We start from the raw sequence: 15,029 nt of genomic DNA on the forward strand, positions 1-15,029 counted from the left end.
CCAAGCTATCCATGAGGCTTTCATAATTCCAACCCCTTTAGTTTTCCTATATTACATATTATAAGTGCACAAATATACAATACATAATCTCACTTAAATGAGACTTTTTAGCTACAGTATAAACGAAAGTATAAGTATTTATAAATGACAACTAAAAAAGTAGGTATCGGATTTGTTAAAAGACAAACTCGATACCTACTACTATAATCACATTCTCAAAAACTCCTGATTAACAATCCTCAGGTGTGCCTGCAACTTGTGCTGTTCTGAATGAGCTTCCACAGCCACATGAAGCAATAGCATTCGGATTATCAATTTGGAAGCCACCGCCCATTAATGATTGTTTGAAGTCGATTGTTGTGCCATTCAATATTGGGGCATCCGCTTTATCCACAAGGACTTTTAGCCCAAAAAATTCTAAAACTTCATCATTTTCGCCTGGTTCTGGTTCAGCAGTCATTCCATATGTGAGGCCTGTACAACCGCCCCCTTGAACCTTAACTTTTAAATAACCTTCTGGCATATCATTTTGTTCTAACATATCTTTCACTTCATAAGCTGCTGCTTCTGTTAAATTTACTGTAGCCATAGCAAAGCCTCCCTTAAAAAATCCATGTTTCTTCTATATGTGCATATATATTCTGTAATAAATCATCAGGTGTGTCACCCTCTACCATATCTCCATTGACGAGCGCATAAAGACCAGATGAACAAATGCCACAATTTTGTAAACATCCATAATCAAGAACGTCAACATTCGGATCGTTCTCTAACGTTTGATACACTGATTCTGAGCCTCTTGCCATATTGGAAATACAGAATTCGACAATCGGATTCATTTTACACCCTCTTCTATTTTTTAGTGATGTCATTATAACAAACTTTAACCTTTTCTTCTATGGAGTCGCTCATCTTCCCTCATCCTGTTTCTATTGAATACAATCAATATATAATTGAAATTTTACAATTATTTTACTTTGAGTATGTTTGTATGGTTTTCGAAAAAAAGATATAATTAGTATTAAGAAAGTAGGATTTTATGCAACTATCCGCATTGATCATAAGGGGTAAATGTTTAATGTGTGAATAGTAAATTTCATCTCTAAAGGGGTATTCAAAAATGAAGAATTTAGTTTTGTTAGGTGGCGGTTACGGTAATATGCGTATCATGTCTAAAATTCTACCTGATGCGCTTCCAGAAGATTATCATATTACGTTAATCGACCGCATGCCTTACCACGGACTTAAAACCGAGTTCTATGCATTAGCAGCTGGATCAAAGTCTGACAAAGAGGTACGTGTTAATTTTCCACATCACGACAGAACCAATACAGTCTATGGCGAAATTACAGATATCGATTTAGATAATCAAATTATTTCAGTAGGACAAAACAAGGTAGATTATGATGAACTTGTCATTGGCTTAGGTTGTGAAGACAAATATCATAATGTGCCTGGGGCTAAAGCTTATACTTATAGTATTCAAACACTGCAAAAGGCTAGAAAAACATACCACGATATTAGTGAACTCCCTTCTAATGCTCAAGTGGGTATTGTCGGTGCGGGACTGAGTGGTATTGAATTAGCAAGTGCATTGAGAGAGAGTCGTAGCGATTTAAAAATTTATTTATACGACCGTGGCGAACGTATCCTTAATCAATTTCCGGAAAAACTAAGTAATTACGTAAAAAAATGGTTTGAAGAAAACGATGTTACAGTCGTCCCGAATTCAGATATTGTTAAAGTTGAACCGGGCATCCTTTACAATAAAGAAACCGAAAACAAACATGACTTAATTGTTTGGACAGCTGGCATACAACCTGTTGAAATCGTAAGGAATTTACCAGTTGACCTCAGCCGTAGCAATCGCGTTATGGTCAATCAGTATCATCAAATTCCTACATATTCAAACGTTTATGTTGTTGGAGATTGCGCAAATCTACCGCACGCACCGAGCGCTCAACTCGCTGAAGTACAAGCAGATCAAATTGCGATGGTCTTAAAGACGCAATGGGCTGGCAAACCGTTACCTAATAAGATGCCAGAAATTAAAATTCCAGGCTTTTTAGGTTCGCTAGGAGAGAAAAAAGGCTTTGCTTATTTGATGGATACAACGGTCACGGGTCGCCTTGCATCAATACTAAAATCCGGTGTGCTATGGCTGTATAAGCACCATAATGGTTAATCCTCAACGCTTTTTCTATTCATGTTACAAAACTAAAATGAAGCGGTACAGACGTCGAATTTTTGACGCTGTACCGCTTAAATATTTAGAAACAGGCTAACATTCATTTCTCGTTAAATCCATTGTATGTGTCACCATAAACCTACAAACTTTACTTATCACCCTACCACAACATGTCAATTTTAATTTCTAACGCTTCGTTGACGCTTTTTTCATTCTGCAGTGACATCAAAATGTTGTTCGACAAAACGTTTAATCGGTTTAAGCTGAATATATCCATCAGCTACGTATTCATCGTTCATTGTCACAAGAGGATAAAACAATTCATCTTCTTGAATTTGTTCAATGAACTGCACATCATGATCTGTTAGGTTTTCAGTTGTTTTTTCAATATCAATATAAGTATACTCAAAATCAATATTTGGATATTTCCTAGGTAATAATGTTTTCAACCAATCATACGTATTTTCAGAACTTGGTGCATTCACACAACTTGCACAAATAACATCCGCGCCATAGACAACCACACTCACTTTTCTCATGTATACCCCCTAATTGATTCAATAGATTTTTTGTTCTACTTCTATTATAATAAAAAAATAAGCTCAAATAGAACCATTTAACTTGAAAGGAGGCATTATCCATGCCAACTGAAAATGCGACAATGTACGATCAAGTTGCAGAAGTGATTGAGAAACTACGTCCATTCTTATTACGTGACGGGGGGGACTGTGAACTTGTCGACGTTGAAGATGGTATCGTAAAACTTCAATTACTCGGTGCATGTGGGACTTGCCCAAGTAGTACCATCACACTAAAAGCTGGAATCGAGCGTGCTTTAATAGAAGAAGTACCTGGTGTTGTAGAGGTTGAACAAGTATTCTAATCATAAACTCAATATAGAATTAGATTGTTAACGGGATATAAAAGGGAATAGAGGCTGGGATAGAAATCCCAAAATAAATAGCGCTAAGATGATTTTTTAATAGAAAATTATCTTAGCGCTACTTTTTTATGATAAAGCTTCGTATGATATCACTTTGTTTATGCATATCATAACGCACGATTATAGTTAAAAATAAATTACTGTCGTATCATTTAATTCATAATGACAAAAACTAAATGGACATTGAATTGACTTGTCCGCATCAAGTTTAATATTTAAAAGGTATATCGAATGGATAAGTTTTTCGTGCTCAACTTCTTTGTAGATACTTTAAAATTAATGCGTATTAGTGACAACTTGATTCCGCGCTAAAAGACCTTGAGCGACATCTTCAATATTTAAAATACAAGTTTGAATCATTTGGTCTCTTGTTAAGACTGACGCACTACCAATATGAGGTGTCACGACCACATTTGGATATTTTAATAGTGGATGATCCGTACGAATCGGTTCATCACGTACTACATCCAATCCACAACCCGCAATCTCACCATTTTCTATCGCTTCCACTAAATCTTCTTCAACGACTAAGTCCCCGCGACCGATATTTATGAAAATGGCATCATTTCGCATATTTTTAAACACTTCTTTATTAAACGTGTTTTGCGTTTCAGGCGTAGAAGGCGCTGTACAAATGACGAAATCACTTTCTTTAATTAATGTATCAAATGAGGTATAAAAAGCACCCAACTCATGTTCCGCTTTCATATTTCTTGAGCGATTATGATATAAAATATCTGCATTAAAGCCTTTAAGCCTTCTCGCAAAGGCACGCCCAATTTCGCCCATGCCAAAAATGCCCACTTTAGATTGGTAAATATCTTTTCCTGCAAGCAAGTAGGGACCCCAACTTTCCCATTGACCTTGTTGCACATATTTTTCTGCTTCGACAATTCGTCTTGAAGTAGCCATCATTAAAGCAAAACCTAATTCAGCAGTCGTTTCAGTTAAAACGCCTGGAGTATTAGCAACCTGCACATGACTTTGCTCAGCTATTTGAAGATCAATGTTGTCATAACCGACAGCCATATTCGCTACAACCTTTAATTTTGGCGCTGCTTCAAAAAGAGTCGCATCGATACGTTCACTTAATGTTACGAGTAGGGCCGTTTTATCTTTCGCCGCTTCCACAAACTGTTCACGAGGCATAGGTGTTAATTCATGATCCCACATCTCAACTTCACCTAATGCTTCTAATCTTTCTAAAAACTTTTGAGGAATACGTCTAGTGACTAAAATTTTCTCCATGAATGATCACTCGCTTTTTATAAGATTTTCACGCAATTCATTTAAATCTTTCACACTATATGTAGGCGGTGTTTCTCGATTCATTGCCTCTTCTTTTGAAGTTACACCTGTTTGGACGTGAATGGTATCCATACCTACATGAATGCCTGACATAATGTCTGTATCATAAAGATCGCCAATCATGGCCACTTCACTTTTATCTAACTGCAACATTTCAAGTGCTTTTTCCATTATAGGCGTTTCAGGTTTCCCAATGAAAATCGGTGTCTGTTTAGAGGAGACAGTCACCACACTTGTAATCGAACCATTTCCCGGCAAAAAACCTTGTTCTTTAGGGATAGACGGGTCTGGGTTAGTTGAAATGAATGTTGCACCATTTTGAACAGCTAATGTCGCTTTTGTTAATTTTTCATAATTGACCGCTTCATCTAAACCGATAACCACGTAGTCCACATGAATATCATCTTTCAAATGAAGTCCACTCTCCTCTAAAGCCGTTGCTAAGCCTGTTCCACCTAGCATATACACTGTAGCGCCTGGATGTTCTCCACTAATATAATCCGCAGTCGCCATTGCAGAGGTCACAACTTCTTGTGGTTGAGCTGAAATATCAAAACTCGCTAACTTATCGACAACATCTACAGGTGCTTTTGTAGAATTATTCGTCACATAAATATGCGGAATATCATTTTGATTCAAATAATCAATAAATTCCGCAGCACCTTCAATTTTTTGGCTGCCTTTATACATTGTTCCGTCTAAGTCGATTAAATAGCCTTTATAAGCTTTCATTCACGCTTTCTCTCCTTTACCAAATGCTGTCACTGGTACATTTTCATTTTCTAAAAACTGGACAATTTCTTTAATAAATTGTTGATAATACGGCACGGCTTTATCAAATAAAGGTACTAACTGTGTCGCATCGAGCTTGTCATAATAATGAACAAACTGACGTCTCACATCAATCGTTTCGTGTAAGATATTTTGAGTCTCTTTAGAAATCGCACCTTCAAGTTCTAAAATGTCAATCACATCTTTGTAATTTCCAGGGTCTCTTAATATAAAGCCATCGATAATCATATTGCCGATGTCAACAGATGACTCAATCAACATTTGTGCCACACGCTCAAATGCGTATGAATTGGATTTCACTTCTGGATAATCTTGGGTTAATTGGTCTAAATATTTGAGTTTAGTTTCTAATTGTGTTTTGTCAACGAAATACACTTTTATGTCACCCCTATTCTTCTCTATCATATCACAATTTTGCATGCAACTTCATTTATCGCTATACTTGGCATAGTATGATTTTAAAGGAGTATACAAGATGATAGATATGTTTTTATATGATGATGTTGAGCCTTCTCAGATTAGATTCGTTGGCTTTGTTGGCGAACATAGTCGCTATGATCTCGTGTTGATTCAAACAGATCGTCATTATGGGAAAACTTTGGTTTTAAATACACAGACAAATAAATTTGGCATTATTGGAACTGATGATTTAGAAGAGGAAGGCTACATTTCCTATATATTAGGTGTCAGTGATGAAGAAGCAGACGAAATTACTGCTTATTTAAATGAAGTGATTCAATAAAGTTCATCGTTCATTTAGATTTCCGTTGATATAAATTAAATAATGCGAATGTGATTATTTTTAACTATCACAGTGAGTCATGACACGCATAAACGAAGTATGGATGATGAGACACTTGAGGGAACAAGATGAGCCGAAGACTACAGGCTGACACGAAGTCATTCAATAGAAAGTTTTACTACAAAAAGGAAGCGCCCAGACGATTTTCTATTAAAAATCATCTGAGCGCTATTTATTTTGGGATTTCCATCCCAACCTTCCTTTTTGTATACAGGCTAAAATTTCGCCTCACCTGATAAGGGATGACTCAGGCTGTGCATAGTTTTTACCAAGACATACACAACCAAGCCCAAACATCTTCTGACCTTTGCGTGTCTATCCGCTTATCTCTCTATTTTTACACGCTAATCATAAAATGGTATTAGTCTTGAATTGTTGGCTGAATTTTAACATCTTTCAGCTTGTTCTCTTCTGAAGGTGCCCCTTCATGCCCCAATTGCGCTTCAGCTTCGCGCTTCGACAAACGACGTACAATAAAATAAGCACAACCAAAGTTACAATATTCATATAAATAATCTTGTATCGTTGAAAAACGCTTATTAAAGTCTGCCTTTTTGTATGAATCATGATAAAACCCTTTAAGTCTTAGTTGCTCATAACCGTAATCGCCTACGATAAAATCATATTTATCTAGAATCTCAGAATATCTCGAGATAAAATCATCTTCGTTAAATCCATCTTTATAAGACTCAATTAATTCAAAATAGTGATTTCCTACTTTTATCATGTTGCTATCACCTGGATTTTATATTTTAAGTTGTTGGTCACCAAGCTGTTGTTTTTGTTTCGCTGCTTCATTAACTTGTTCATCTGCATGATATGAACTACGTACTAATGGTCCTGCTTGACAATGTTTGAAACCTTTTTCCATAGCTACTTTACGCAATTTACCAAACTCTAAAGGTGTATAATATTTTTGTACTTTTAAGTGCTTACGAGAAGGTTGTAAATATTGTCCAATTGTTAAAATATCAACACCATTGGCACGTAAATCGTCCATTGTTTCGTGCAACTCTTCAATTGTTTCTCCTAATCCCACCATAATACTTGATTTTGTTGGAATATCTGGTTGTAATTCTTTAGAACGACGTAAAAATTCTAAAGTACGATCATACGTTGCACGAGCACGTACTCTTGGTGTTAAACGTCGTACTGTTTCAATATTATGATTTAAAATATCAGGTTTTGAAGCCATTAAAGTTTCTAACGCTTCATAATCACCACCCATATCAGATGGTAAAATTTCAATTGTCGTAAATGGATTTCGTTCACGCACTTTACGTACGGTTTCAGCGTATACATTAGAACCAGCGTCTTTCAAATCATCACGTGCAACAGCAGTAATAACGACATGTTTTAAATTCATTGTTTCTACTGATTGTGCAACACGTTCCGGTTCACCTAAGTCCAACTCATTCGGTAAACCTGTCTTAACAGCACAGAAACGACAAGCACGCGTACATACCGCACCTAAAATCATAAATGTCGCCGTACGACGTTCTCCCCAACATTCATGAATATTAGGACATTTAGCTTCCTCACAAACGGTATGTAAGTTTTTTTCGCGCATCATTTTTTTAAGTCCTGTATAATTTTCGTTCGTGTTTAACTTTATCTTTAACCAATCCGGTTTACGTAAAATTTCTTCATTTTTAGTAGCCATAACAGCGGATAACCTCCCGTAATTTATAGGTCTCAATACATTATAACGAACTTCACACAAAATTAAAATGTACGAGGCTTATTATTTATATTGCCAATAATTTATCTTTAAAGATGTCTCTTAAAAATTCAGGCATTAAATACGTGATTTCTGCATCTTTCAACATTGGGAAATAACGCCCAAATGTATACATATCTACCGTACCTAACGTATATATTTCATCATCATCAATCTCTACACCTTTAACAAAATAGCGCTCACTAGATGCGATAAACCCAGCATCATATAAAATATAGCCTCCAAAAATATCGCCGCGAAAACCTAATCCCTGTGCGTGTTCATACATATAGGCCTGTTCTCGCGCTTTCAACAGCACTTCTTTTAACTGCGCACCTGTGAGTTTCACTCGAACCGCGTTAATCGGATGTGGCAACATTTGATGCACATCATATTCTGTTAAATACTTATTTTCATAGCCTTTTACGACTAGCCCTGCATTAATCATTGTACAATCGGCGTCTGTAAATTCATGGACACTTTGTGCAAGTAAATAACTTGTTTGCGTAATATAATTCATAGCTCGAGGCAATGTCATTCTCTTTGTCACAATCGGTTGATCTAATAATGCGCGGCCTTCTTCTTCAAAATGCGTTTCCACTTCAGGTAACGTATCTAATGGGTGTAAAATCGCTTGTTTAGAGACAACTTTTCGATTCTCAATATCAAGCGTCACCTCTCCAAGAAAATGGCCATACTTGCCTGCTGCAGCCATTAATACCCCATTTTCAACTTGCCCATGTTCAAAATAGTGATGTGTGTGTGCACCAAAAATGACATCAATTTCTGGAATCGCTTCGCATAGTTTTTCGTCAAAAAAGATGCCGACATGGCTGAGTACAATCAAAACATCATATTGTCCTTTTTTAGTGTCTATTTCTTTTTTAATCGCATCAAATGGATCAGTGACAATCCAATCCAATGCACGATAGAACGGCGTGAAAGCGGCTGTTGCGGCCACATACATAATACGAACGCCTTCTATTTCTTCAATATAAGACGACAAAAAATGCCGTGGATAATTGCCTGATTCATCTAATACGTTCGTACAAGTCACTTTAAATGTTGCATCGTCATATAACGTGTTAAGCGCTTCATGAGAAATCGTCATGCCTTCATTATTTCCTATTGTCGCCACATCACAACCTGCTTCATTTAATAATTCAATATTACGCTTACCTAATGTGCCTTCTGTCACAGGAAGTGATAAATCGACATGGTCCCCAATATCGACGTAACGTGAAGCATGCGTTAAAGTTGGTCGCGTTGCTTGGAGGTATGCTGTAATACGTGTATAGGCATGCAAATGACTGTGAATATCATTTGTATGATAAATCGTTAAACGCATAATATCGCCTCACTTTAATTAAAGAATGAACGTATAATTAAATATACGCCTAATGCTAACATGACAAGTCGTAGAATCAATACGACTGTGTCAGACTTGACGGTTTTATTTAATTTTACACCTATCTGTGCACCAATCCAACTGGAAATGATTAGGATAATACTGTATCCCCATAAGACATGACCAAGAACGATATGACCTATTGAACCTGTTAAACTTGAGAAAAATATCATCATCATACTCGTACCCACAGCCACGTGAGGTGGAAATCTAAAGACGAGCAACATGAGCGGTGTCATCAATGCCCCCCCACCAATGCCAAATAACCCTGCTGTTAAACCAATGACGAATGAAGCGATAATAGCGATGGAAGGCACCACACCATAGCGATAATGTTCTCCATGCGCATCAGTAAAAGATTTCATATAACGTTCTTGTTGAAATGCTTTGATTGGCGGAATGCGATGGCGTATCATTAACATTATTGCTACTACAATTAAAAAGATCCCAAAATATAAATTGAATGAATGGATTGTTAAATATTGGCTTAAATACGCACCGATTAACGCACCAGGAATAATACCAATTAAAAATAAAAAGCCATTTTTGATATCAACTTGTTTTTGTTTCAAATAACCAATCGTTGAAGAAAGACCGGTCGCAATGAGAATAATTGAGGATGTCCCAATTGCAGTTTGAGGCGTAATCCCATCTAAAACATTCATGGTGACACCAAAGTAAATGAGTGTAGGGACAATAATAATACCACCACCGATTCCAACGAGTGAACCGATAATAGCGGAGAGAAAACCAACTAATATGAGAATAATCATACTCATAATTACAACCTCCCTTTAAAATAATTTAAGTTGTTGCGGGGCAAGTCCTTCGTAGTCTATCCCTAATAATTTCTGAAAGTATTTTGCATTATTTGCGGCGTGTCCACCTGAATTATTGTTAAAAACAACATAGACTTGCTCTGCTTTATGATCTAATAACTTAATTTTGTCAGCTAATTGTTGAAGTTCCGTTTCAGAATAATCGTAAAGATAGCGTACATCACGCCATTCTTGATCAGACATATCTTTTTTAGTCCACCCGTATTGATTTCGCCCATGAAATCGAACTAATGCCGTTTGATGCGTAATTCGATTCACAAAAGGAACACTGCCGTCACCCACTTGAGGCTCATCACATACTGAATGTATGAATTGATGTTCCGTTAAAAAGGCAAGCGTATGCTCTTTCATGTCGCCTTTAAACCAAGACTGATGTCGAAATTCTATACATACAGGAAACTGCTTCAACTGCTCACGTACATAACGAATGTATTGAATGTTCTTTGTAGAGCAATCAAACCACGGTGGAAATTGGACTAACACCATCGCTAGTTTTTGTGCTTCAACAAGCGGTTCAATCATTAATCGAAAATCATTGAATAACTGCGCAATCGAATCCGCAAAATCATGATAATCAGCATGAAGCGTTAATGCTTGATGAATTTTCACAACAAACTTAAACCGTTCAGGCGTCTCTCTAATCCATTTTAAAATATTATGTTCAGGTTGAATTGCATAATATGAAGCATCTAATTCAACAACTGGAAAATGACTTGCATACGTTTTTAATTTATCTGATTTTCTTTGTAAATCTTCATACAGGGTGTCGTGATCGCCCCACCCTGTTAGACCAATTTCTATCATTTTTATCACCGTATTTATTTTATCATATCAATATTGGGACTTGCCTTTTAATCACTTGAACAATATCATCTTCTGATCAAACTGAGTTATTAACGCGCCTCACAGCTATCTTTACGGTTGACTGATACTAAAGCAGGGTATAAGTGAAGAAAATAATCTCACAATAAAAGGAGCTTCAATCATGGTTGAACAAATCGAATATGGCACACATGAAGATCAGCACTACGATGTCTATGAAAACCAACAGGCTCAATTCAATGCATGGATTGTGCTTATTCACGGGGGATATTGGCGCCAAAAATATAGCAAATCAATGATGGATCCTTATATCGATTTTTTTATTGATGCAGGCTATTCAGTCGTCAATATCGAATACCGTCGTGGCTCAGAGCACCCTTGGCCTTGTCCAACTGAAGATGTTGCACAAGCTGTCTCACATTTTAAAGATTCAAACTACGCACCAACACAAGTCATTGGTATAGGCCATTCTGTGGGTGGACAACTTGCGCTCCTTCAAGCTGATTTATTCAATCAAATCGTCGCTCTTGCCCCTGTCACCGATATACTTTACACATTGCATCAACATTTAGGTCAAGATGCTGTAGCTGAATATTTTAATACTTCTGCTACACATACACTACGAGAAGCCTCACCGCTGACGCAAACGCCAATTGATGTGGAAACATTAATCATTCACGGATTTAATGATACTTCTGTGCATATAGACACGACATTATCTTATGTACAAAAAAATTATAAATACGGGCATTATATGACACTTTATGCATTGCCTTATTTAGATCATTTAGACTGTATTAATCCAACAGCGACACATCAAAATATGTTGTTAGAATGGCTCTCTCATCGTGCCTCATAGATAAAGAAACAAGCCCATTACAAGTTGAACTTGTCAATTTGTTGTTGGGCTTGATTTAATAATTGTTTAAAAAGAGTATTCACATCATCATCTTTTGCTAAACGAACACCTTGGCCACTCCAAACATGTATCCACTCTGATTGACCGCTTTTCGCCGCAGTGGCACGAATTTGTTTTGTTAAATCATTTTGTATCGGATAAGGTAATACGTCTACTCCTCTTTGTTCCAAATTCTCTATAATTTTATTTTTAATGCCCCTTGCAGCCTTACCACTTAAAACTTTTGTGACAATGGTATCTGTTTCGTCGCTCTCAAAAATCATGCGCTTTTGAATTGACTTGGCCTGGCTCTCTTTTGTTGTTAAGAAAGCTGTCCCCAATTGAACAGCATTTGCACCTAACGCGAGACTCGCTATCCAACCTCGTCCATCCATAATACCACCTGCTGCAATGACTGGAATAGAAACGTGATCAACAACTTGAGGAACTAATGCCATTGTGCCAATCATCGACTGTATCGCCTCTTTTTTAAATGTACCTCGATGACCACCTGCTTCGCTTCCTTGAGCTACTACAAAATCAAGTCCCGCTTCTTCTACAGCAATGGCCTCTTCAACTGTCGTTGCATTGCCAATTAAAAAAATATTCGCCTTTTTCAGTCGCTGTATCATCGCTTTTGATGGAATACCAAAAGTAAAGCGACATACAGGAACTTGCAAGTTTACAATGATATCAATCATTGCTTCAAATTGCGCTTCACTATGTTCGCCAACTATGGCAGGTGATAGATTTAAACTTTGTTGATAGGGCTTTAAAAAAGTATTCATGCGTTCAACAGCTTCTTCGGTGTATGAAAAAGTTTCAGGAACAAATAGATTAACTGCGAATGGTTTTGACGTCCGCGCTTTAACCTGTTTAATAGAAGCGGCTAAATCTTCAGGTGAGAAATAACCTGCGCCTATCGTGCCCAATCCCCCATTTCGAGATACTTCTGCGACAAGCTCTGGTGTTGTTGAACCCGCCATCCCTGCTTGTATGATTGGATATTTTAATCGAAGTCGCCGTGTCAATTCGGTTTGATACCACATCAAAATCTCCCCTTGTATTTGAGAACAATGAAGACAATCGTTAATCGGATTAGCGAACTTGATTCAATTTATTGCTTTCTTCACGATCCATTTCATCTTCAATTTCCATACCTAGCATTTCTTCAATCAAATCTTCATGCGTGACAATTGCATCTGTGCCTCCATATTCATCTAACACAATCGCCATATGTTTTCGCGTAACGGTCATTTTTCTGAGTACCCATTCTGCACGATTATGCTCATAAACAAATAGTGGCTCTGAACAGAAATCTAAAACTGACTTTTCAGGTTTTTTACTCCATGCAAGTAAATATTTTGAATGAAATACCCCTACAACATGATCGATGTCGCCTTCATAAACCGGGTAGCGCGTATATGGGTGATTAGTGACAATGTCATACACTTCATCATAATCATTTTCTACAGATAACGAAGTCACATTCACACGAGGCGTATTGTTAATATCGTTCACTTTCAAACGGTCAAAGTTCATGACGCCTTGGATACGATTACGCTCCATCTCATTAAAGGCACCCTCAGTCCCCGCAATAGAAACCATTGTACGCACTTCTTCTTTAGACATACCTTGGTTCTCTTGACCGCGAGATAATAAGCGATTAATTCCATCTGTTATCGCATTTAAAACAATGGTAATTGGCTTTAATATAATGACAAAAAAGCGAATAATAGGAAAGACAAGTCGAGCAATCGGATCTGGAAATGTGGCAGCTATTGATTTCGGGATCACTTCCGCAAAAACAATAATCACTATAGTTAAGATCGCCGAAGCAATCCCGACGTTTAACCCTAAATCAACCGCCAATATCGTCACCAACGTCGGTAATAAAATATTTGCGATATTATTACCAATCAATATGGTCGTAATAAACGCACTCGGTTTATCTAAAAGCTTTAATAAGTTTGCGGACTTTTTATTGTTATGGTCCGCTTCAGATTTGAGTTTGACCCTGTTTGCTGCAGTGAGTGCAGTTTCACTTCCTGAAAAGAAACAAGATACAAAAATTAATAAAATGATCGCAATGATCATTAATCGGTTCCCCCTCTAATTTTCAGTAAAAGCCAACAAGCCTCTAGCCCAGTCATTTAAGCATTCATCGAAAACGACGATAAACTCGGCCTACAGTGTTTTATAGTTGAACTTTCCACCTTTAAAATCATCTTAAAATCGTAAAATTTTAAATCATAAAATCATATTAACTTTATTGTCTATGATGCGCATTTAAATTGCAAGTTAACTACTGACAAAAAGATTACTAAGTTTATACCCTTAATAATTAGGCATATGCAATTGCATCTCATAACATTTTAAAGCAAGCATGTTAACGCTTCGCAGTAACATTTCAAAAAGGACAATTAAAACAACGAACATTGATTTTCATAGTATGTTTTGCAGACATTGATTAAGTTACTTCATAAATTGTTCCATATGAGCAGAACAAAACTTTATTCTTGTTAAATTGAATTTAAAATATGCGATACTGTATTAATAAGCATGTGCAATGCAATCACAACAAGAAGGTTTCGATTTGATGTTAAATATACATAAGTAAGTGTAATACCTCCTAAAATAAAAGGTAAGAATGTCCAAATAGATTGAAAATGTAAAAAATGTGCAATACCAAATAATAAGATAGACACACAAGACATTGTTAAGTAGCCCCATTTCTTCCCTAATTCGCCGATAAGTAAATGACGAAAGAGTATTTCTTCGACAATTGGCGTCAGTCCACCTATAGTTAATAAGCTCAGTATAAAAATATAATTTTGGGTATCCAATATTGCAAGTGGGGCTACTTTTTGATAAATCAAAATAAAAGCACTCCAAATGATGTAAACAAAAATGATTTTCTTAATATAAAAATGTAATTCCATCCAGCTTTGTTGAAAATGTTTGAAAATTGAATCTCTTTTTAAAAAAATGAAGAGTAGAATAATAATCAGTTGTGCTGTAAACATAATAATATTGAATAATAGTGCCTGCATTTCAGGGGTTAAATGATAATTCATCACCGTAGATAACATATTTGGCAAGTATTGCTCAGCTAATATAGGAGAAAAATATTGAAGCAAAACAAAAAGTGGAAATAATATAAAATCTTGATATCTTATTTTCTGGCGCCTTATTGTAAGATTTGACATAAGTACCTCCTATTATACAGATTTTTACAAGCATAGCATTTAGCCCAATATTATACAATATATAAATGATAGCTATTAAAAAAGGATAGTCTCTAACGTG

Annotated in this window: 18 protein-coding genes; 4 read left to right on the forward strand and 14 right to left on the reverse strand. The window is 36.4% G+C overall.

The annotated features are described in order from the left end of the window. Window positions 1-229: 229 nt before the first annotated feature. On the reverse strand, window positions 230-589 hold the full coding sequence (locus tag CD118_RS10920) for a HesB/IscA family protein (protein ID WP_016424601.1): 360 nt from the start codon (window positions 587-589) through the stop codon (window positions 230-232). 13 nt (window positions 590-602) lie between these two features. Further along, window positions 603-839, reverse strand: a complete 237-nt coding sequence (locus tag CD118_RS10925) for a YuzB family protein (protein ID WP_016424600.1) — start codon at window positions 837-839, stop codon at window positions 603-605. A 281-nt stretch (window positions 840-1,120) separates the two neighbouring features. Here CD118_RS10925 and CD118_RS10930 point away from each other — a divergent pair, with 281 nt between their 5' ends. Continuing rightward, window positions 1,121-2,185, forward strand: coding sequence for an NAD(P)/FAD-dependent oxidoreductase (locus CD118_RS10930; RefSeq protein WP_103356704.1), 1,065 nt, complete (start codon window positions 1,121-1,123; stop codon window positions 2,183-2,185). Between the two features lie 212 nt (window positions 2,186-2,397). Here the strand turns inward: CD118_RS10930 and CD118_RS10935 are convergent, their stop codons facing one another. After that, the gene (locus CD118_RS10935) at window positions 2,398-2,727 is read right to left on the reverse strand and encodes a YuzD family protein (RefSeq protein WP_050331489.1); all 330 of its coding nucleotides are present in this window, start codon (window positions 2,725-2,727) and stop codon (window positions 2,398-2,400) included. Window positions 2,728-2,828: 101 nt separating this feature from the next. Here CD118_RS10935 and CD118_RS10940 point away from each other — a divergent pair, with 101 nt between their 5' ends. Further along, on the forward strand, window positions 2,829-3,071 hold the full coding sequence (locus tag CD118_RS10940) for a NifU family protein (RefSeq protein WP_016424597.1): 243 nt from the start codon (window positions 2,829-2,831) through the stop codon (window positions 3,069-3,071). Window positions 3,072-3,407: 336 nt separating this feature from the next. Here the strand turns inward: CD118_RS10940 and CD118_RS10945 are convergent, their stop codons facing one another. Genes CD118_RS10945 through CD118_RS10955 form a run of 3 tightly spaced genes read right to left on the reverse strand, consistent with a single transcriptional unit; the run spans window position 3,408 to window position 5,606 of the window. Beyond that, a complete protein-coding gene (locus CD118_RS10945) occupies window positions 3,408-4,379 on the reverse strand; it encodes a 2-hydroxyacid dehydrogenase (protein WP_103356705.1) in 972 nt (323 codons plus the stop codon). Window positions 4,380-4,385: 6 nt separating this feature from the next. Next, a complete protein-coding gene (locus tag CD118_RS10950) occupies window positions 4,386-5,171 on the reverse strand; it encodes a TIGR01457 family HAD-type hydrolase (protein WP_060830193.1) in 786 nt (261 codons plus the stop codon). Beyond that, entirely contained in the window at window positions 5,172-5,606 is a 435-nt protein-coding gene (locus CD118_RS10955; protein WP_016424594.1) for a DUF86 domain-containing protein, read from the reverse strand. 100 nt (window positions 5,607-5,706) lie between these two features. Between CD118_RS10955 and CD118_RS10960 the strand changes: the two genes are divergently transcribed. After that, window positions 5,707-5,973 (forward strand): DUF3055 domain-containing protein, encoded by a 267-nt coding sequence (locus CD118_RS10960; RefSeq protein ID WP_016424593.1) that lies wholly within the window; start codon window positions 5,707-5,709, stop codon window positions 5,971-5,973. 421 nt (window positions 5,974-6,394) lie between these two features. Here CD118_RS10960 and CD118_RS10965 read toward each other — a convergent pair whose 3' ends face one another. The 5 genes from CD118_RS10965 to CD118_RS10985 all read right to left on the reverse strand — a co-directional run bounded on the left by CD118_RS10965 (window position 6,395) and on the right by CD118_RS10985 (window position 10,804). After that, window positions 6,395-6,760 (reverse strand): YutD family protein, encoded by a 366-nt coding sequence (locus tag CD118_RS10965; protein WP_060830194.1) that lies wholly within the window; start codon window positions 6,758-6,760, stop codon window positions 6,395-6,397. A gap of 18 nt (window positions 6,761-6,778) precedes the next feature. Continuing rightward, window positions 6,779-7,696: a lipoyl synthase gene (lipA, locus tag CD118_RS10970; protein ID WP_016424591.1), complete on the reverse strand. Its 918-nt coding sequence runs from the start codon at window positions 7,694-7,696 to the stop codon at window positions 6,779-6,781. 85 nt (window positions 7,697-7,781) lie between these two features. Then, window positions 7,782-9,101 carry a bifunctional metallophosphatase/5'-nucleotidase gene (locus CD118_RS10975; RefSeq protein ID WP_103356706.1) on the reverse strand — a complete coding sequence of 440 codons (1,320 nt, stop codon included), beginning with the start codon at window positions 9,099-9,101 and terminating at the stop codon, window positions 7,782-7,784. A 14-nt stretch (window positions 9,102-9,115) separates the two neighbouring features. Then, window positions 9,116-9,940 carry a sulfite exporter TauE/SafE family protein gene (locus CD118_RS10980; protein ID WP_050331493.1) on the reverse strand — a complete coding sequence of 275 codons (825 nt, stop codon included), beginning with the start codon at window positions 9,938-9,940 and terminating at the stop codon, window positions 9,116-9,118. A gap of 15 nt (window positions 9,941-9,955) precedes the next feature. Further along, on the reverse strand, window positions 9,956-10,804 hold the full coding sequence (locus tag CD118_RS10985) for a DUF72 domain-containing protein (RefSeq protein ID WP_103356707.1): 849 nt from the start codon (window positions 10,802-10,804) through the stop codon (window positions 9,956-9,958). Window positions 10,805-10,985: 181 nt separating this feature from the next. Between CD118_RS10985 and CD118_RS10990 the strand changes: the two genes are divergently transcribed. Continuing rightward, the gene (locus CD118_RS10990; protein ID WP_060830196.1) at window positions 10,986-11,681 is read left to right on the forward strand and encodes an alpha/beta hydrolase; all 696 of its coding nucleotides are present in this window, start codon (window positions 10,986-10,988) and stop codon (window positions 11,679-11,681) included. Between the two features lie 17 nt (window positions 11,682-11,698). Here the strand turns inward: CD118_RS10990 and CD118_RS10995 are convergent, their stop codons facing one another. The 3 genes from CD118_RS10995 to CD118_RS11005 all read right to left on the reverse strand — a co-directional run bounded on the left by CD118_RS10995 (window position 11,699) and on the right by CD118_RS11005 (window position 14,929). Beyond that, a complete protein-coding gene (locus tag CD118_RS10995) occupies window positions 11,699-12,769 on the reverse strand; it encodes an NAD(P)H-dependent flavin oxidoreductase (protein WP_060830197.1) in 1,071 nt (356 codons plus the stop codon). Window positions 12,770-12,818: 49 nt separating this feature from the next. After that, window positions 12,819-13,817 carry a CNNM domain-containing protein gene (locus CD118_RS11000; RefSeq protein ID WP_060830198.1) on the reverse strand — a complete coding sequence of 333 codons (999 nt, stop codon included), beginning with the start codon at window positions 13,815-13,817 and terminating at the stop codon, window positions 12,819-12,821. 425 nt (window positions 13,818-14,242) lie between these two features. Continuing rightward, window positions 14,243-14,929: a CPBP family intramembrane glutamic endopeptidase gene (locus CD118_RS11005; protein WP_103356708.1), complete on the reverse strand. Its 687-nt coding sequence runs from the start codon at window positions 14,927-14,929 to the stop codon at window positions 14,243-14,245. Window positions 14,930-15,029: the final 100 nt, after the last annotated feature.

The organism is Staphylococcus coagulans (assembly GCF_002901995.1).
Taxonomy (GTDB): domain Bacteria; phylum Bacillota; class Bacilli; order Staphylococcales; family Staphylococcaceae; genus Staphylococcus; species Staphylococcus coagulans.